Consider the following 18,212-nt stretch of genomic DNA (forward strand, 5'->3'; position numbering starts at 1 on the left):
GACTTAAATTTGTGTTCTAGAAATTTCTTTATAAGCACTTAGTGCTTTGTTGCGAATTTCTAGCATAAGCTTCATACTAGTCTCTGCTTTGCCTATCGCTATAGCAGCTTGGTGAAGATCTTTTACCTCGCCAGTTGCAAGATCGGCTATGGCTTTATCTGCGTTGATTTGGACTTTATTTAGCTCTTTTAAAGAGTCGTTTAGAGCATTTTCAAAGCCACCTTCTTCGCCTGCTTTTGCTATTTTATTTGAATTTTCATTTTTATTTATTTTGTCTAAATTTATACTATTTATCATTATGCTTGTCCTGAAATAAGTGATATCGCACTTTGTGCTATTGTTTTTGCATTTTGAAAGGCTGCCACGTTTGCTTGATATGCCCTTGTTGCTTCAAGTAGGTCAGACATCTCAATGACTGGATTTATATTTGGAAATGCGACGTAGCCATTTGCATTTGCGTCTGGATGGCTCGGGTCATATTTTAGCTGAAAGTCCTTATCGTCACGCACCACTTTATCCACGATTACGCTAACTAGGGCAGGATGAGCGTTTCTTGGTGAGCTTGGATCGTCAAGCGGATTTTCATACTTGAGTAGACTTTGTGAGCTTTTAAGCTGATCGTTTAAAATTTTATCAAAATTCATCTCTTTAAAGATGACCTCTTGCCTTCTATATGGACCACCTTCAGTAGTTCTTGTGGTTTGAGCGTTTGCTATGTTTGAGCTGATGACGTTCATTCTGAAGCGTTGTGCACTCAGTCCGTATCCGCTAATATCAAAATCATTTAAATATGACATCATCTCTCCTAGTTCTTAGCACTTGCGTCTATGACGCTTTTAAAGATATTGCTTTGAGCCTTGTAGGCGTTATCAAGAGCGTTTATCATAACTGTATTTTTGCCCATTTCTGTTGTCTCAACATCAAGATCAACCGTGTTTGCATCGTTTCTAGCCATGTGACCATCGCGCAAGAAAATTTGAGCTGTGTCGCTTTTTGGAAAATCAACCGCAGCCATATGCGCTTCGTTTGTCTTAGCAAGTTGTAGCTTTTTTTGGCTTGAAGTGTTATAAATTTCATTTGCTTTTTCTTTTAAAACATCTTCAAATCTTATATCTCTAGCTTTATAAAATGGTGTATCAACGTTTGCAAGATTGCCAGAGATTAGTTTTTGGCGTAGTTCTCTGCCTGCAAGAGCTGATTCAACAAGTGGGCTAGATTTTGATTTATCTAAAACAAACATTTAAAATCCTTATGAAATTTCACACTTTTATAAGCAAACTATGTTCCAAATATAGAGCAAATTTATTTTGTCTCATAAATTTTTGCCAGATCTTCTTTCATTTTTGTGACTTTTATACCACCAAGATAGTATTTTACCCCGTATTGTCCGCTATCTACGTCTGTTAAAATTTGATATTCACCATTTTTTATCACTACTTTAAAAGGTAGTGCGATCTCGTGTTTATATTCGATGTCTCTTACGATCTGCTCGGCAAGTCTATCATTTATCTTTTGATCGTTTGTTATGAAATAGTAGGCGTTAAATTTTTGCATAAATTCGTGCAAAACATACTCATTTGTGACATTTTCAAAGTGAGTTAGTCCAACTAGCGTAAATTTATCTTTGTTTTCAAGCTGATATTTTGTAAGTTCAGCTGCCTCTTTTTGGCAAGGCGGGCAAAATGTGCCAAAAATGTCGATCATTAAAACCTTATTTTCATCATTTTTGATAGCAAAGCCGTGATCTTTTCTAACTAAAGTAAGCTCCTTGCCGCTTACGTCTATAAGCTTAACCTCTTTATTTGGGCTAAATTCTTTAAAATTTGTACTGCTGCTCTCGTCCTCACCGCAACCAAAAAAAGTAAATAAAGCGATTATTAAAACAATTAATTTCTTCATCTTATCCCTTAAACATATCTTTTTATGGCAGCTCTTGCCTCTTTGTCTGCCTCGCGTCTTTTTAGAGTCTCACGCTTGTCGTGTAAATTTTTACCTTTTGCAAGGGCAAGCCTTGCTTTTACGATGTTTTTATCACTTAGATAAAGTGCTAAAACAACCAAAGTAAGACCATCTTGTGAGACTTGACCGAAAATTTTATCAATCTGCTTTCTATGCATCAAAAGTTTTCTGGCTGCTCGCTCATTTGGACGAAATGCGCTATGTGTGGTCTCAAGATAGCTGATATGGGCGTTTAGTAAGAAAAGTTCGCCTTTTATGACACGTACAAAGCTATCTTTTAGATTTGCTCTACCAGCCCTTAGAGCTTTGACTTCGCTGCCTTTTAAAACGATGCCAGCCTCGAAGGTCTCAAGTATGCTAAAGTCGTGCAAAGCTTTCTTGTTTTTTGCTAGATCTTTTATCAAAATTTTACCTTTTATTTTACGCTAAATACGCTACTGCCGCTGCCGCTTAGAAATTTATCCCTAAACTCATTCATCTGTGGATAGAGCTTAAAGCATGGGGCAAAAAGATCGTTTAGCTCCTCGTTTTTATAAATTTCAAGTAGCTCTTTGCTCTTTAAATTTTGCATCTTTTTTGCAGCATTAACGTCTATGTATTGTAAGAAATTGCTTCTAAATTCTTGATAAACCATCGGTGTGGAGCAAAAAACATTTGGCGTGAAGATATTTAAATCCGGCACTTCGTCATCAAATTTTTCTATGATCTCGCCTATGCCGCTCACATTTGCTGCCTTGTAGCCGCTTACAAAAAAGGCCACATCAGCGCCAATTTTAGAGGCTATTTGCATCAAATTTTCGCGTTTTATATTTAAATTTAGCTCGTCATTTACCATAAGTAAAAAGGTGGCGGCGTTTGAGCTGCCTCCTCCTAGACCAGCACCTATTGGGATTTGTTTGTTGATGATGATTTTATGAGAGCTAAAAAACTCATCTAGCTCATTTGAAAAGCCAGCTTTTTTTAGCTCATCTATCGCTTTTTGAATGATATTGTCTTTTATATCGTGGTTGTTACATTCTATGGCAAATGAATCTGACTTTTTAAAATAAATTTCGTCAAAAAGTTGTTCACAGAGGATAAAGCGCGATAAAATTTCGTGGTAGCTGCCTCTAGTGCCAACTATCTTTAAAAATATATTTATCTTTGCAAAGCTTTTCATTTCTCGATTTTTTTGGCTAGCTCGTGGATATCGGCTTCACTTGCAGTTTTTGTGGCATGGATATTTTCATTTTTGATATCATTTGCTAATTCGCTTCTTAGTATCATTGTATTTCGTGGCGCTTCGATACCGAGTTTAACGGTATTTTTTGAAATATTTACTATGACAACTTTTATGTCATTTCCTATTAAAATTTCTTCATTTTCTTTTCTTGCGAGGATTAACATTTTTCAACCTTATTTAGAGTGTAATTTATAGTATCATCCGTGATTTGGATTACGCTCATAAATTTATCATAATTTAGCAAATAAATTCCTTGCTTTTGTGTTTCAAAATCGTTAATTTTTAATTTCTTACCATCAAGAATATCATTTATATCCCCAAAGTATGTATTTTTCCGAATATTTAAAAAATCACAAATATTCAAAAATTTTTCATTTTCATAGCAAAATTTGCCTTCACTTATCCTTTTTAATGAGCTTAAAGTTACATTATAACCAAGCTTTTTTCCAAAAATTTCTGCATACGAACGGATATAACTTCCTTCGCTTACGCTTAGACGGATAGTTAAAAATGGGTGCGAATAGTTTAAAATTTGACTATCAAAAATTTCCATCGTTTCTGTCTTTAGCTCAAATTCTTCGCCATTTCTAGCTAGCTTATAGGCTCTTGTGCCATTTACGTGCTTGGCGCTAAATTTTGGCGGGATGTAGATTATCTTACCAGTTAGCTCACCTCTTATGATTTCAAGTTTTTCTAAATTTAGCTCTTTTACATTTGAAATTTCAGTGATATTTTCATTATCCATGCTAGGACTGCTAGCCCCTAGCCAGATCGTAGCTTCATAGACTTTTGGACTTTTATCTAAAAATCTAAAAAATTTCGTATATGAACCAAAAGCGACTATTAAGCAGCCGCTAGCGAATGGATCAAGTGTGCCTGAAAATCCAGCCTTTTTAACGCCGTATTTTCTCTTTAGTCGCCCTAAAAAGTGGTTTGAGCTCATACCAGCAGGCTTGTTTGCCACGAAAATGGCGTTCATACGGCTTTTTCCACGAAGCTTGACATTATCTCTCTTACATTGCCACCAAAATTTATAGTTAGCTTAAACTCTTTTTTGATCTTGCTAACCGCGCTCACCCTGCCAATACCAAAAATTTTATGCTTAACCAAGTCACCTTTTTTAAATTCATTACTCTTTTCGATGACTAGCGAGCCATGTGTTATGCCACTTTCGCTTAAAAATCTACTCTTATTTAGCCTCGTGCGCTGACCCTTGTAAAAACGCGAATTTGCAAAGCTTAGACTAAGTGTCTTTTTGGCTCTTGTTATCGCCACGTACGCAAGCCTGCGCTCCTCTTCGATGTCGCTTCCATCGCCAATTAGTGGGAAAAATCCCTCTTCAAGACCGATAACAAAAAGGTGCTCAAACTCAAGCCCCTTGCTCGCATGCACGCTCATAATACTTATAGCCTCATCACTGATGCCGTCTTGCTCACTTGTTAGCGTGATCTCGTTTAGAAATTCCTCCAGATCAAAGATTGGATTTTGCTTGATCTGATCTTTTAAAACAGCGTAAAACTCGTCTATATTAGCCGTTCTTTCAGCGCCATCTGGCAAGCTCTCGTAGTATTTTTTCACGCCAAATTTTGCTTCAAATTTATCTATTAGGTCAAAAACCGAGCTGCTTTCTTGAAGCTCTTTTAGGTTGTTTGCAAACTCAACAAGAGCTGATTTTACCTTTTTGCTAAAAGCTTCGTCGTTATCAGAGATATTTGAGATCGCCTCGTAAATGGAAATTTTGCTATCAAATGCCATTTTTTCAAGCTTATCAAGGCTTACTTTACCAAGGCCGCGTTTTGGGCGATTGATGATGCGTCTTATTGAAAAGTCATCGTTTGGATTGTTTATCAGCCTTAGATAGCTAATAATGTCTTTGATCTCGGCTCTTTCGTAAAATTTTACGCCGCCGACCATTTTATAAGCGATCTGCTCTTTATTTAGTCCATCTTCAAGCGAGCGAGAGAGCGCGTTTATGCGGTATAAGATCGCGATATCTTTTGCCTGGACACCTTTGCTTAAAAGCTCTTTTATGCATTTTGCTATCTTACCAGCCTCGACGCTCTCATCAAAGCTCTCTATCAAATTTACAGCCTCGCCTTCGCCTTTTGTGCCCACAAGCTTCTTGCCAAGGCGGTTGCGGTTGTGGTCTATTAGCTCGTTTGCTGCTTTGAGTATTGCATTGCTTGAGCGGTAGTTTTTCTCAAGTCTAATGATCTTTACATCTTTAAATTGATCTTTAAAATTTAAGATATTATCTATTTTTGCACCGCGCCAGCCGTAGATACTTTGATCATCATCGCCTACGACGCAGATGTTTTCGTGACATAGACAGAGCTTTTTTAGCAGTTTATACTGAAGGTCGTTTGTGTCTTGATACTCATCGACCATTATGTATTTGTATCGGTTTGAAATTTCTCTAGCAAGCTCTTCGTTTTCGTCTAAAATTTTATATGTAAGCCCGAGTAGATCGTCAAAATCAACAAGATTATTTGTTTTGAGATAATCTTCATATTTTTCATAAATTTGAGCTGCTTGCTTGTAAAAATTATCTTTGTTTTTATCAAATGATGAAAAATTTGCGTTTTTATAGACCTCTTCAACGCTTAAAAGTGAGTTTTTGTAGTTTGAAATTTCACTTGAAAGTATCGCTGTTGCAACCGGACTTTCAAAGCTTTTGATGATGCGTTTTTTGTCGTCTGTGTCTATAATTACGAAATTATTTTTTCTGCCAAGCTTTTCAATATATAGCTTTAAAAACAAAAGCCCAAATTTATGAAATGTACAAAGTAGTGGCGAGTAGTTTTTGCCACTTTGGCTGAGCATTGCCATGGCTCTACTTCGCATCTCGTTGGCGGCTTTGTTTGTAAAAGTAAGAGTTAGTGTATTTGCTGCGTCTATACCGACCTCGCCGATGAGGTAGGCGAGTCTAGTAGTGATCGTCTTTGTCTTACCGCTTCCAGCTCCTGCAAGTATGAGCATCGGACCATCTATATGAGTGGCTGCTTCGCATTGGGCTTCGTTTAAATTTGATAGTAGTTTTTCCATTTTTTACTTTTTAAATTTTCTTTTGATTTTAGCCAAAAATGCTTAAAACTACTATTTTTTCTTAAATATATCTTTATTTTTTGGGTTTTGTAAAAAAACAGAAGCCGATTTTTTTGTGCGGTCCGCTTGCTTCTCTTTTGGCTTATGAATAGAAAAATTTACAAGGATCGGGCTATTTTCAACCAAAATTTGAACCACTGCACCGAGTGGAAAGGAGACCACTGAGGCAAAATTTTCACTACCAAAGCCAGCCTCAAAACTAAGCTCATCTTGCGTTAACTTTGCACTCTCAAGCGTGTAGCCACCAAGTGAAAACATAATGACTGGCATGCTAAAGCTACTACTTATCTCATCTGGCAAGCTAGGCTCAAAGCTAACTAGCGGTAAATTTGCCATAACTGAGAAATTTACCCCTTTTTCAAGCAAAAAATCAATGCACTCATAGACGTGCATTTTCATCAAAAGCGAAAATTTCTCATCATCTAAAATTTCGTCTAACATCTTATTCCTTTGAAATTTCTAAAAACTCATCTACTAGTTTTTTGACCTCATTTATGCCGATCTGCCAGAAATTTTTATCATCTATATCAAAGCCAAATTTGCCTACAAGCTCCCTTGGGCTGAGGCTCCCACCAAGGCTCAAAAACTCGGTGTAAATTTCGACAAAATTTTTGCATTTGCCACTTTTGTAAAGTCCAAAAAGTGCAAGCACTAGAAGCTGTGCGTAAGAGTAGGCGTAGCAGTAAAACGGCGTGTGGATGAAGTGCGGGATGTAGCTCCACCAAATTTTGTAGTAGTCATTTAGCGTTACACTTTTACCAAACATCTTTTTACTCTCTTTTAGCCAAATTTTATTTAGCTCATCTAGGCTGATTTCGCCCTCATGTGCGTGCACGGCTCGCTCAAATGTGGTGAAATTTATCTGGCGGTAAAGCGTGGCAAATATATCCTCGATCTTGCCAGCGAGTAGTGAAATTTTCTCTTTTTTGCTAAGGCCGTCTTTTATGTGATCAAAAACTAACATCTCACAAAAGACCGAAGCCGTCTCAGCCGTGGTTAGTGGCGTGTCTGAGTTTAAGTAGCTTACGTTATATGAGAGCTTTTGATGCACGGCATGGCCAAGCTCGTGAGCAAGCGTAAAAAGGTCTCTTCGTTGATTTGTGTGATTTAGCAAAACATAAGGGTGCGTGTCGCTTGATCCTGAGTGAGAAAATGCCCCGCCTCGCTTGTTTGGCGCTGGATAAACGTCGATCCAACCGTCACTAAAGGCACTTTTAGCAATTTCGCCAAATTCGCTTGAGAAATTTGAAAATGCTTTTAAAACTATCTTTTTGCACTCATCAAATTTATACTCGCCCTCACTGCTAAGAGGCGCGTATCTATCGTAGTCATAAAGCTTTTTAAGGCCTAAAATTTCTCTTTTGCGCTCGTAAAATTTAGAGACTAGGTCAAAATTTTTCTCAGTTACAGCGATTAGCGAATCAACGCTTTTTTTGGTGATTTGATTTTCAAGGTGTCTTGGCTCTTCGGGTAGCTTAAAATTTCTAAGCTCACAGCTCGTTTTTAGATCAGTTTTTATCATATTATATATGTAGCCAAGAAGGTGCTGGTGCTTACTAAGCTCGCTAGAGAGGCTTTTGGCGACTAGTTTTCGCACGCTTTGGTCGTTATCATGAAGCTTGGCTAAAATTTCCTCTTCGCTTAAAAGCTCGCCTTTAAATTTAAATCTCATCTTGCTCATGCTCTCATCAAAAAGCCTCGAAAACCCCTCAGCTCCGGTGCTTGCAGTGCGAAGTAATACTCTTTCTTCGGCAACGCTTAGCTGGTGCGGTTTTACTTTGGCAAGATTGCTTAGATAGTAGCCATATTTTTTGGAGCTTTTGATGATCTCTTCTTGTTTTTTAGGGTTAAGCTCATTAAATTTGATCTCAAAAAATATCAAATTTTCATTTGCTTTTGTTGCGATCTCATCGATCTTTGCATAAAATGCGCCCTTACTTGTATCTTTAGCAAAATTTAAAAAAGCGTAAGTCATGGTTTTTGAAATTTTAGCTATCAAGCTTTCATATTCGCCAAACGCCTTTAAAAACTCATCTGTTTTTAAATTTTCATATTTTTCTAAATATTTTTCTTTAAATTTTTCACACTCTTTTTGTAAATTTCGAGCGTTTTGCTCGCACTCTTTTTCATTTGAAAAAAGTGCTTTTAGATCCCAAATTTGCATATTTATCCTTTAATTTTTTGGGACATTTTACAAAAAAATGGATAAAAGTAAAATTTCAGCCAAAATTTAGCTGAAATTTTATGGGTATTAGTTTGAAGTTTCTGAAGCTACTGCTGTAAAAAGTACATCAGATGAGCTATTTAACGCAGTTTCAACTGAGTCTTGGATAACACCAATAGTAAAGCCAACTGTGACAAACTGCATAGCGATATCGTTGCTGATACCAAAAAGACCGCACGCTAATGGCACTAAAAGAAGTGAGCCTCCAGCCACGCCCGAAGCACCACACGCACCAAGAGCTGAGATAAAGCAAAGAAGTAGCGCATCGCCAAATGTAACTGTGATAGATGGGATAGAATTTACTGCGGTAAGCGCTAGGATACTAATGGTAACTGCCGCACCGCCCATGTTTATGGTAGCTCCAAGTGGGATCGAGATCGAGTAAAGCTCCTCTTTTAGACCAAGCTTTTTGCAAAGTGCCATATTTACAGGGATATTTGCAGCTGAGCTTCTTGTAAAAAATGCTGAAATAGCACTCTCTTTTAGGCAGATCATGACAAGTGGATAAGGATTTTTTCTAGTTAATATAAAAACCATGGCTGGATAGATGATAAATGCGACAACAAGCATTGCCCCAACAAGAACTAAAATTAGTTTTAGATATCCTGCAAGTACCTCAAATCCAGTTTCATGAATGCTAATAGCTACCATGCCAAAAATACCAAATGGAGCTAGTCTAATGATAAATTTAACAATATGAGTTACACCATCGCTTATGTCTTTAAATACTTTTTTGGTCTCAGCTGTGGAATTTCTAAGTGCTATACCGCTACCAACTGCCCAGGTGATGATGCCTATATAGTTACCATTAGCTAAAGCGTTTATCGGATTTTCGACCATTTTATAAATGAGATCTTTTAAGACATTGGTAATTCCTTGAGGTGCTGACATATCAGCACTTGCAAGACCTTTTAAAGAAAGCTCCACTGGGAATAAGAAACTAGCAATAACTGCAACAACGGCTGCTAAAAACGTACCAATTAGATAGAGTGTAATGATCTTTTGCATACCTTTTGTATGACCAAAATCTCTTAAAATGATGGATGTTGCCACTAAAACAAAGACAAGAATTGGTGCGATAGCTTTTAAAGCACCTTTGAATAAATCGCCTAAAACTGAAGCTGAAGCTGCGATAGAATCGGCTGAACTAGCTTTTTCTTTGGCTTCATTTAGCTGCTTGGCTTCATCTTGACTAAGGCGAGTTTTTATAACTTCATCTACGCTCAAACCACTTTCGTTTTGAATAGTTTGAATTTTAGCCGAGATCTTGTTATAAGGAGCTGCTTCGTAGTGTGTGTAAAAGCCAACTAGGGCACCTAGGATGATACCAACTAAAATTTGAACTATCAAATTTCCATCGGCGTATCTTCTTGCTATGTTTTTAAACATATTCATTTGACACCTTAATAAATTAGTTTTTTGTCGATTTTAGCTAAACAATTTTTAAATATAAAGAATTTGATAAAGATTAATTAGCCTTTTAAATAGATTTGTTACAATTGCACAAAATTTAGTCAAGAAAAAAGGATGAAAATGTATCTATTTACCTCTGAAGTTGTAAGTCCAGGTCATCCAGATAAATGTGCTGATATAATCGCTGATAGCATAGTGGATACTATTTTAACACAAGATCCAAATGGGCGTGTTGCAAGTGAAGTCTTTGTGGCTGGGAAAAATATAGTAATAGGCGGAGAGATAAACTCAAAAGTAAAACTCTCTTTTAAAGATTACGAAAAGATCGTAAAAGATGCTCTTGCACATATCGGATATGATGGAAAGAGCAACTTTACAAAAGAGCAGTGCTTGCACCCAGATGATATCGAGGTCAAAGTCTGCCTAAATCAACAAAGCCCAGATATAAATCAAGGTGTTGATCAAAGTGATGGCGAGATCGGGGCAGGCGATCAAGGCATCATGTTTGGCTTTGCAAGCTGCGAAGCGAAAGAATTTATGCCTGCAGCTATAACTTACGCAAGAATGCTTTGTGAAAAAGTATATAAATTTGCCAAAGCAAACCCTGATAAGCTTGGCGTTGATATAAAAACACAAGTTACTATTGATTACGGTAGCAAAGATAACTTTGAAAACTGTAAACCTCAAAGTATCCACACTATCGTCGTTTCCGCCCCTTGCGTGGAAAGTATGAAGATAGAAGAGCTTCGCGCACTAATTCAAAATTTAATAGACGAAACTGGTCTTCCAAAAGAGCTGTATAATAAAGAAAAAACGATCATCTATATAAACCCAACAGGTAGATATGTAAATCACAGCTCACTTCACGATAGCGGTCTAACTGGTAGGAAGCTAATCGTTGATAGCTTTGGTGGATATAGTCCAATAGGCGGTGGTGCTCAGTCAAGCAAGGACTACACAAAAGTTGATCGCAGCGGTCTTTACGCAGCGCGCTGGATAGCTAAAAATATTGTCGCAGCTGGTCTTGCTAAAAAATGTATCGTTCAGATAAGCTATGCTATCGGCGTTGCAAAGCCAACTTCAGTTAGCGTTGATACCATGGGAACTCATGCAAATGGCGTAAATGACGATATGCTTTCAAATTTTGTAAGTGAGCATTTTTCTCTAACTCCTCGCTGGATAACAAATAAATTTGGTCTTGATAAACCAAGCAAAGAGACATTTTTATACGCAAAAGTAGCTGCAAAAGGCCAAGTGGGAAATGCAAAATACCCTTGGGAAAAGCTCGATGCAGTTGATACCTTCAAAGCTTTACTGAAAAAATAATCATATCAAAGTGGCTTTATCTAAAAGCCACTTTAAATTTCTCTTTTAAAACTCATCCCAAAATACTTTTTTAGGTTTTATGATCTCGCTTTTTGAGCCATTTACGCTGTGATAGACGACTTTATTGTATTTTGTGGCAAGGTGTTTTATAAGCAACTTTTGAAGCACAGGTTCGCTACTTGGCACAAACCAGCCGTTATTTGTGATAGCCACAACCACATCAAATTCACCCTTATAAAGCTCTTCTCTTGTTGCCTCATAGCAGATAGCGTTTCTAATTTTAACTCCGTCTATCTCATAGTCGCTAAAATTTTCAGCCTTTTTAAAGTCGCTAGCTCCGCCAAAAAATAGCTTATTAACCGCATCTTGCATAAATTTTGGCAAAGGAATTTCTTCTCCAAATGGCACTAAAAATTTCTTATCCATTCGCCTAAGATTACCATCTTGAAACAAAAACGCAGAGTTATAAATTTGCTTATTTTCATAGGCAAGTGCGCCAGCTACGATGGTTATCTTTTTTGAAAGCTCTTTTAGTTCATCAGCAAGTAGTGGCTCATTTGTCATAAATAGTGGAAATACACTCTCTGGAAGCACGATGAGGTGTTTTTGCTCGGCGATAGCGCTATTGATGAGGTCTAAATTTTCATTTGTAAATTGCATACGCAAGCTTTTATCCCAGCGCACTCTTTGAGCGACATTGGTGTTTATTAGCTCCACATCAAATGGCAAAGTTTTTGCCTCGCCACTTTTAAATTGCAAGGCTACGATGAGGCAGATAAAAGCTAGGCCAAATTTTAAAAATTTATTATTTAAGCTTAAAGAGATGGCTGCTAAAAACATAAAAATAAGCCCTCTCGTACTTGGCTCAAAAGCGCCTAAAACAAGCGTTGCTTCAAGGTTAAACCAGTTAAAGCCAAATGGGTGAATATAGCTTACTAAAAATAGCAAAATAGCTCTAAGCACTATAAAACTTGGGAAAGAGGCTATCCAAAACAAAAGCCCATAAACAAGTGCTACAAAGAGAATGACAAAAGGTATGAGCCAAATAAGATCGTAGTAGATAAAACTAAAGCTGATCCAATAAAACCATAAAATTCCTGTGAAAAATCCAGCCGCGAAAAAACCAGCTCTGCTTAAATTTATGATGATGTAAATTCCAGTCAAAGTAAGAAACGGTGAGATGAAATTTAATAGCAAATTCTCGAAGAAACTTAAAAAAATAAAATTAGAAAGCAAAAAAGCACCGACAAAGGCTTTTATTATAATTTTAGTGCTAAAATGCCTATTTAAAAATCTTACAAATAAGGAAATCCATGCAAAACGCTGATTTTTTAACATCATTACTACCTCTTGTTGTGCTTTTCGCCATATTTTACTTTTTGGTTATTAGACCTCAACAAAAACAACAAAAAGCCCATGCAGCAATGCTCGCAGCTCTTGATAAAGGTGATAAGATAATAACTAATGGCGGACTTATCTGCGAAGTGATTAAAGCCGAAAATGATTTTATCAAAGTTAAACTTAACGATGATGTAATCGTTCGCATAGCACGCGAATTTGTAGCTAAAAAGATCGAAGATAAATAATGCGTAACGCAAGGGTTACATATAGGCTAATTATCTTAATATTAGCCTTAATTTTTGGTTTTGGCTTTTCGGTGCCATCTTTTTTTCAGACTCAAAATGGGGCTAAAATTTCACTTGGCCTTGATCTTCAAGGTGGCCTTCATATGCTACTTGGTGTTGAAACGAGCGAAGCTATTCACTCAAAAATAAAATCAATAGCTGGAAGTATAAATTATTATGCTAAAAAAGAAGATGTATTAATTGATAAATTTAAGATTAAAGAAGAGAACATTGACTTTACTCTTCTTGATGGCGACGAAGCTCCAAAAGTAGATAAAGCACTAGCCGAGATAAAGGGGCTTAATATTAAAAAAGATGGTTTAAATTACAGCATATCTTTAACCGAGCAAGAAAGAACGGATACGATCGAATATGCGATCTCGCAAGCTGTTGAAACTATCAGAAATAGACTCGATCAGTTTGGTCTAGCTGAGCCAACTGTTGCCAGACAGGGCAAAGATAATATCCTAGTTGAGCTTCCTGGTATAAAGACTGAAGAGGATGAACAAAGAGCAAGAGATCTCATCGCAAAGGCTGCTCACTTGCAGCTTATGGCAGTTGATGATAAAAGACAAGATCAGGCTAATACAATGAGCGAGGCTGAAGCTGAAAGCTACGGCGATGTGATCTTTAAAGATGCTAAAAATGACCGCGTGAAATATGTCGTTAAAAATATCCCAGTACTTGACGGCTCGATGCTAACTGATGCAAAGGTTGCATTTTCTCAGCAAAATAACTTGCCTATTATAAATTTCACTCTAAATTCAGAGGGTGCTAGAATTTTTGGCGATTTTACTGGTGCAAATGTCGGCAAAAGGCTTGCTATCGTGCTTGATGGTAAGGTTTATTCAGCTCCTGTTATAAATGAAAGAATAGGTGGCGGAAGTGGCCAGATAAGTGGTGGCTTTACCCTTGATGAGGCTCACGATGTAGCGATCGCTCTTAGAAGTGGCGCACTTTTAGCCCCTGTTAAGATGCTGGAAAAAAGAAGCGTTGGCCCATCTTTAGGACAAGAGAGCATAAACCAAAGCATGGTAGCTCTTGCTGCTGGATCTATCTTGGTTGTGCTATTTATGCTAGTTTATTATGGAATTTCTGGAATTTTTGCAAATATCGCGCTAGTTGCAGATGTTGTTATATTAGTCGCTGTGATGGCGCTTTTTGGAGCGACGCTTACTTTGCCAGGTATGGCTGGTATCGTGCTAACGATCGGTATGGCTGTTGATGCAAACGTCATCATAAATGAACGTATTCGCGAGCTTTTACGTGAAGGTGTTGCGATAAGGACAGCTGTGCAAAAGGGTTATGAGCACGCCATGAGCGCGATTATTGACTCAAACTTAACTACTATCATCACAGTTGCGGTACTTTACGCTTATGGTACTGGTCCAGTTAAAGGCTTTGCAGTAACAATGGCAATAGGTATCATGGCTTCAATGCTAACAGCTATACTTGGCACTCATGGTATGTTTGATGCTGTTATGGATAAGATAGAAAAAAGTGGAAATACCAGACTTTGGTTTGGTTATAAAAGGAGCTAATGATGCAAATTTTTACTAAAGCAAAAGTTTATGATTTTATGCGTTTTAGATTTGCTTCACTAGCATTTTCTATATTTTTATTTGTTGGCTCTATTGTTTTACTTACTACAAAGGGGTTAAACTACGGCATTGATTTCTCTGGCGGTACGCTTATTCAGCTAAAATACGATACCAAAGCGCCACTCGATAAAATCCGCGACGCTTTTGGCACAAATGAAGTGCTTAAAAACGCCTCTGTTACTGAGTTTGGGAGTGACGATGAGGTGGTTATTAGATTTTCAGGATCAAGTTCAAATTTAACTGGTGACATTGGCACTGAGATAAAGCAAATTTTAAAAGATACTGGAAATTTTGAAGTAAGACGTGTTGATATCGTTGGTCCAAAGGTAGGTGATGAGCTTAGGCAAAAGGGCTTGATGGCTCTTGGAATTTCACTAATTGGCGTGCTTCTTTATATAACATTTAGGTTTGAATGGAGATTTGCACTAGCTGCGATCGCAACTGAAATTCACGATATAGTCATAACTGTTGGTGCTATTTCGCTATTTAATATTGATGTAAATTTGGATACGCTAGCGGCTATTTTAACGGTGCTTGGCTACTCTCTAAATGATACGATTATTATCTTTGATAGGATCAGAGAAGGCATAAAAGAGAGCAAGAGAACCGATATCGAGGGCGTTATCAACGAGTCAGTCTCAGCCACACTTTCAAGAACTATCCTAACTTCAGCCACTACGATGATGACTGTTGTTGTGCTATTTTTGTTTGGCGGAGATATGATACATGGATTTTCATTTATTCTTATCGTTGGTATAGTTATAGGAACGATCAGCTCGATCTACATCTCATCACCATTTCTTATCTGGTTTAAATTTAGCATCGAGCATTTTAGAAGTAGAGAGACTGAAAAACAAAAGATAAAAAAAGAGCGTGATAAAGAGCGTGCTATGTTTGAGAAAGGCGTTGTGTAAGGAGGGATAATGAACTGGGGAAAAGTTATCTACATATTTTTTGCATTGATGAGTCTTACGACTACGGCAGAATTTTTATATGATAAAAACGAGATTGCGCTTTTTGTGGCGGCTAGTATAAATTTGGTTTCAACGCTACTTAAGATCGGTGTTAAAAATTTACTCTCAGCTGAGCTTTTTGCAAGCTCGCTGGTTGCTGATTTGCACCTTATACCAGCTTTTGTTATTTTGCAAGTCTCTGAAAATATAACACTTAGCTATTCGTTGGCTATTGGCGCAGTCATTGCAAATATATTTTCACTAGCCTTGGTTTTAATAGAATCAAGTAAAGCTCAAGAAGAATTTTAGGAGAAAAAATGGCTGAAAAGAGAAAATATGAGCCTTTAAAGATAGAAAAAAAATGGCAAGAAATTTGGGATAAAAATGAAGAATTTGAACCAAAAGACGATCTAAGCTTGCCGAAAAAATATATCCTAAGTATGTTTCCTTATCCAAGCGGACGCATACATATGGGGCATGTAAGAAACTACTCTATCGGTGATGCACTTGCTAGATCATATAGAAAAAGCGGATATAACGTACTTCATCCTATTGGCTTTGATAGCTTTGGCATGCCAGCTGAAAACGCAGCCATAAAACATAAAATTCACCCTAAAATTTGGACCTATGAAAATATCGACTATATGAAAAAAGAGCTTGCAAGCCTTGGCTTTTCATTTTCTAAAAAGAGAATTTTAGCCACGTCTGATCCACTTTACACAAAGTGGGAGCAAAGCTTTTTTATAAAGATGTTTGAAAAAGGGCTTGTTTATAGAAAAAATGCAATTATAAATTGGTGCGAATACGATCAAACTGTGCTTGCAAACGAGCAGGTGGAGGATGGCAAATGTTGGAGATGTGGTAATGATGTTGTACAAAAAGAGCTTCCAGGATATTACTTCAACATCACAAAATACGCTAGCGAGCTACTTGATGATCTAAAACTTCTTGAAGGCAAATGGCCAAATCAAGTAATTACAATGCAGGAAAACTGGATCGGCAGAAGCTACGGCTTGGAGTTTAAATTTTATCTTGATGAAGCTTCAAAAGAGGCTTTAGGTGGTAAATTTGACGGCTTTGAGGTATTTACTACAAGGGCTGATACGATTTACGGCGTTAGCTACACAGCCCTTGCACCTGAACATCCTATTGTAAAAGCATTGCTTGAGAGTGATAAGATTGATGAAAACAAAAAGACAAAGATAAAAGCAATCCTAAATCAAAGCCCAAGAGAGCGCCAAGCGAGCGAAAAAGACGGGGAATTTTTAGGAATTTATGTCGTTCATCCACTTACCAATGAAAAAATCCCAGTTTGGGTTGCAAATTTTATCTTAGCTGACTACGGCAGTGGTGCTATTATGGCTGTTCCTGCACATGATCAAAGAGACTTCGAGTTTGCAACTAAATTTAATCTTCCTATAAAACCAGTCGTAAAGCCGCTTGAAGGTGAGAATGATGGTTCTAAAGCATACTCTGAGTACGGAATTTCTATAAATTCTGAGCTTATAAATGGACTTGCTTCAGAAGAAGCTAAAAATTTCATAATAGAAAAATTTGAAAAAGATGGTTTAGGCAAAAGGATCACAAACTATAAATTAAGAGACTGGGGAATTTCTCGCCAAAGATACTGGGGTGCACCAATACCTATCGTGCACTGCAAATGCTGCGGCGTAGTGCCAGAAAAAGAGGAAAATTTGCCTATTGCGCTACCAGAAGATGTCGAAATCACAGGCGAGGGCAATCCTTTAGATAAACACCCAACTTGGAAATTTACAAAGTGTCCAAAATGTGGCCAAGACGCGGTCAGAGAGACTGATACGATGGATACATTTGTGGAGAGCAGCTGGTATTTTGCTAGATTTGCAAGCGATGAGAAGACTTGGGAGCAAAAAGCACTTGATGAAAAGAGCGTGAATTATTGGATGAATGTAGATCAGTATATCGGCGGTATCGAGCATGCGATCTTGCACCTTTTATACGCTAGATTTTTCCAAAAGGTCTTAAGAGACCTTGGCTATCTAAGAGACGATGAGCCGTTTGAAAATTTACTAACTCAAGGCATGGTCTTAAAAGATGGCAAAAAGATGAGTAAAAGCAAGGGAAACGTAGTAGATCCTGATGATATCATAAATAGATATGGCGCTGATACAGCAAGGCTTTTTATCCTTTTTGCAGCGCCTCCTCAAAAAGAGCTTGAGTGGAACGATAGCGCAGTTGAAGGCGCATTTAGGTTTTTAAATAGGCTTTGGGAGAAGGCACAAACTATCAAAAAGATAGACGAACTGCCTCAGGTAGATCATGAAAGCCTAAACAAAGATGAGAAATTTGCAAGGCTAAAGATTTATGAAGCGCTTAAAAAATCAACCGAGGTTTTTGGCGATACATTTGCTTTTAATACATTAATCGCTGCTTGCATGGAGGCGTTAAACGCCATAAATGCACAAGATAACGAAGATGTAAATGCTGAAGGCTTTTTTATCATCTTAAATTTACTAGAGCCTATCGTGCCGCACATCGCAAATGAGCTTAGTGAAGAGCTTTTTGGTAGAAAAAATTTCACAAAGATAGCCGTAAAAGAAGAGGTTTTTGTAAAAGATAGCATAGCTCTTGCAGTTACAGTAAATGGCAAAAAAAGAGCCGAGTTTGAAGTGGCAGCGAGCGAGAGTGAGGGTGAAATTTTAAAGCTAGCTAAGCAAAATGTAGCTAAATGGCTTGAAGGAAAAGAAATTTTAAAAGAGATTTATATAAAAGGCAAATTAGTAAATTTTGTCATTAAAGGATAAA

The 18,212-nt window shown here is 37.4% G+C and carries 19 protein-coding genes; 6 read left to right on the top strand and 13 right to left on the bottom strand.

The window, feature by feature from the left end; all coding sequences use genetic code 11:
- Positions 1 to 3: 3 nt before the first annotated feature.
- The 12 genes from fliE to sstT form a co-directional block, all read right to left on the bottom strand.
- Positions 4 to 297 (bottom strand): flagellar hook-basal body complex protein FliE, encoded by a 294-nt coding sequence (gene fliE, locus B9N62_RS02800; RefSeq protein WP_021090507.1) that lies wholly within the window; start codon positions 295 to 297, stop codon positions 4 to 6.
- Positions 297 to 797, bottom strand: coding sequence for a flagellar basal body rod protein FlgC (gene flgC / locus B9N62_RS02805; protein ID WP_087584280.1), 501 nt, complete (start codon positions 795 to 797; stop codon positions 297 to 299). Before flgC ends, fliE begins: the two co-directional genes overlap by 1 nt.
- An 8-nt stretch (positions 798 to 805) precedes the next feature.
- Positions 806 to 1,240, bottom strand: a complete 435-nt coding sequence (gene flgB / locus B9N62_RS02810; protein ID WP_054196421.1) for a flagellar basal body rod protein FlgB — start codon at positions 1,238 to 1,240, stop codon at positions 806 to 808.
- Between the two features lie 62 nt (positions 1,241 to 1,302).
- Entirely contained in the window at positions 1,303 to 1,899 is a 597-nt protein-coding gene (locus B9N62_RS02815) for a thioredoxin (RefSeq protein ID WP_087584281.1), read from the bottom strand.
- 8 nt (positions 1,900 to 1,907) lie between these two features.
- A complete protein-coding gene (gene smpB / locus B9N62_RS02820; RefSeq protein ID WP_035142320.1) occupies positions 1,908 to 2,360 on the bottom strand; it encodes an SsrA-binding protein SmpB in 453 nt (150 codons plus the stop codon).
- A 14-nt stretch (positions 2,361 to 2,374) separates the two neighbouring features.
- On the bottom strand, positions 2,375 to 3,118 hold the full coding sequence (locus tag B9N62_RS02825; RefSeq protein ID WP_087584282.1) for a 4-(cytidine 5'-diphospho)-2-C-methyl-D-erythritol kinase: 744 nt from the start codon (positions 3,116 to 3,118) through the stop codon (positions 2,375 to 2,377).
- Entirely contained in the window at positions 3,115 to 3,345 is a 231-nt protein-coding gene (gene csrA / locus B9N62_RS02830; protein WP_021090864.1) for a carbon storage regulator CsrA, read from the bottom strand. The genes B9N62_RS02825 and csrA overlap by 4 nt, the downstream gene beginning before the upstream one ends.
- Positions 3,339 to 4,160: a tRNA pseudouridine(55) synthase TruB gene (gene truB / locus B9N62_RS02835; RefSeq protein ID WP_087584283.1), complete on the bottom strand. Its 822-nt coding sequence runs from the start codon at positions 4,158 to 4,160 to the stop codon at positions 3,339 to 3,341. Before truB ends, csrA begins: the two co-directional genes overlap by 7 nt.
- Positions 4,157 to 6,226 (bottom strand): ATP-dependent helicase, encoded by a 2,070-nt coding sequence (locus B9N62_RS02840; RefSeq protein ID WP_087584284.1) that lies wholly within the window; start codon positions 6,224 to 6,226, stop codon positions 4,157 to 4,159. The genes truB and B9N62_RS02840 overlap by 4 nt, the downstream gene beginning before the upstream one ends.
- A gap of 51 nt (positions 6,227 to 6,277) precedes the next feature.
- Positions 6,278 to 6,727, bottom strand: coding sequence for a hypothetical protein (locus tag B9N62_RS02845; protein ID WP_087584285.1), 450 nt, complete (start codon positions 6,725 to 6,727; stop codon positions 6,278 to 6,280).
- A gap of 1 nt (position 6,728) precedes the next feature.
- A complete protein-coding gene (locus tag B9N62_RS02850; protein ID WP_087584286.1) occupies positions 6,729 to 8,450 on the bottom strand; it encodes a M3 family oligoendopeptidase in 1,722 nt (573 codons plus the stop codon).
- Between the two features lie 87 nt (positions 8,451 to 8,537).
- Positions 8,538 to 9,905 (bottom strand): serine/threonine transporter SstT, encoded by a 1,368-nt coding sequence (sstT, locus tag B9N62_RS02855; protein WP_374188100.1) that lies wholly within the window; start codon positions 9,903 to 9,905, stop codon positions 8,538 to 8,540.
- 138 nt (positions 9,906 to 10,043) lie between these two features.
- Between sstT and metK the strand changes: the two genes are divergently transcribed.
- The gene (metK, locus tag B9N62_RS02860) at positions 10,044 to 11,249 is read left to right on the top strand and encodes a methionine adenosyltransferase (RefSeq protein WP_087584287.1); all 1,206 of its coding nucleotides are present in this window, start codon (positions 10,044 to 10,046) and stop codon (positions 11,247 to 11,249) included.
- 45 nt (positions 11,250 to 11,294) lie between these two features.
- Here the strand turns inward: metK and B9N62_RS02865 are convergent, their stop codons facing one another.
- The gene (locus B9N62_RS02865; protein WP_180382149.1) at positions 11,295 to 12,587 is read right to left on the bottom strand and encodes an apolipoprotein N-acyltransferase; all 1,293 of its coding nucleotides are present in this window, start codon (positions 12,585 to 12,587) and stop codon (positions 11,295 to 11,297) included.
- Here B9N62_RS02865 and yajC point away from each other — a divergent pair.
- Genes yajC through leuS form a run of 5 tightly spaced genes read left to right on the top strand, consistent with a single transcriptional unit; the run spans position 12,563 to position 18,211 of the window.
- Positions 12,563 to 12,835, top strand: a complete 273-nt coding sequence (gene yajC / locus B9N62_RS02870) for a preprotein translocase subunit YajC (RefSeq protein WP_021090619.1) — start codon at positions 12,563 to 12,565, stop codon at positions 12,833 to 12,835. The genes B9N62_RS02865 and yajC overlap by 25 nt on opposite strands.
- Positions 12,835 to 14,415 carry a protein translocase subunit SecD gene (gene secD / locus B9N62_RS02875; RefSeq protein ID WP_087584289.1) on the top strand — a complete coding sequence of 527 codons (1,581 nt, stop codon included), beginning with the start codon at positions 12,835 to 12,837 and terminating at the stop codon, positions 14,413 to 14,415. Before yajC ends, secD begins: the two co-directional genes overlap by 1 nt.
- 2 nt (positions 14,416 to 14,417) lie before the next feature.
- The gene (gene secF / locus B9N62_RS02880; protein WP_087584290.1) at positions 14,418 to 15,389 is read left to right on the top strand and encodes a protein translocase subunit SecF; all 972 of its coding nucleotides are present in this window, start codon (positions 14,418 to 14,420) and stop codon (positions 15,387 to 15,389) included.
- 9 nt (positions 15,390 to 15,398) lie between these two features.
- Positions 15,399 to 15,737 (top strand): DUF6394 family protein, encoded by a 339-nt coding sequence (locus B9N62_RS02885; RefSeq protein ID WP_021090699.1) that lies wholly within the window; start codon positions 15,399 to 15,401, stop codon positions 15,735 to 15,737.
- Positions 15,738 to 15,745: 8 nt separating this feature from the next.
- Positions 15,746 to 18,211 (top strand): leucine--tRNA ligase, encoded by a 2,466-nt coding sequence (gene leuS, locus B9N62_RS02890; protein WP_087584291.1) that lies wholly within the window; start codon positions 15,746 to 15,748, stop codon positions 18,209 to 18,211.
- Position 18,212: the final 1 nt, after the last annotated feature.

This window comes from Campylobacter concisus, from assembly GCF_002165785.1.
In the GTDB taxonomy this organism is placed as follows: domain Bacteria; phylum Campylobacterota; class Campylobacteria; order Campylobacterales; family Campylobacteraceae; genus Campylobacter_A; species Campylobacter_A concisus_W.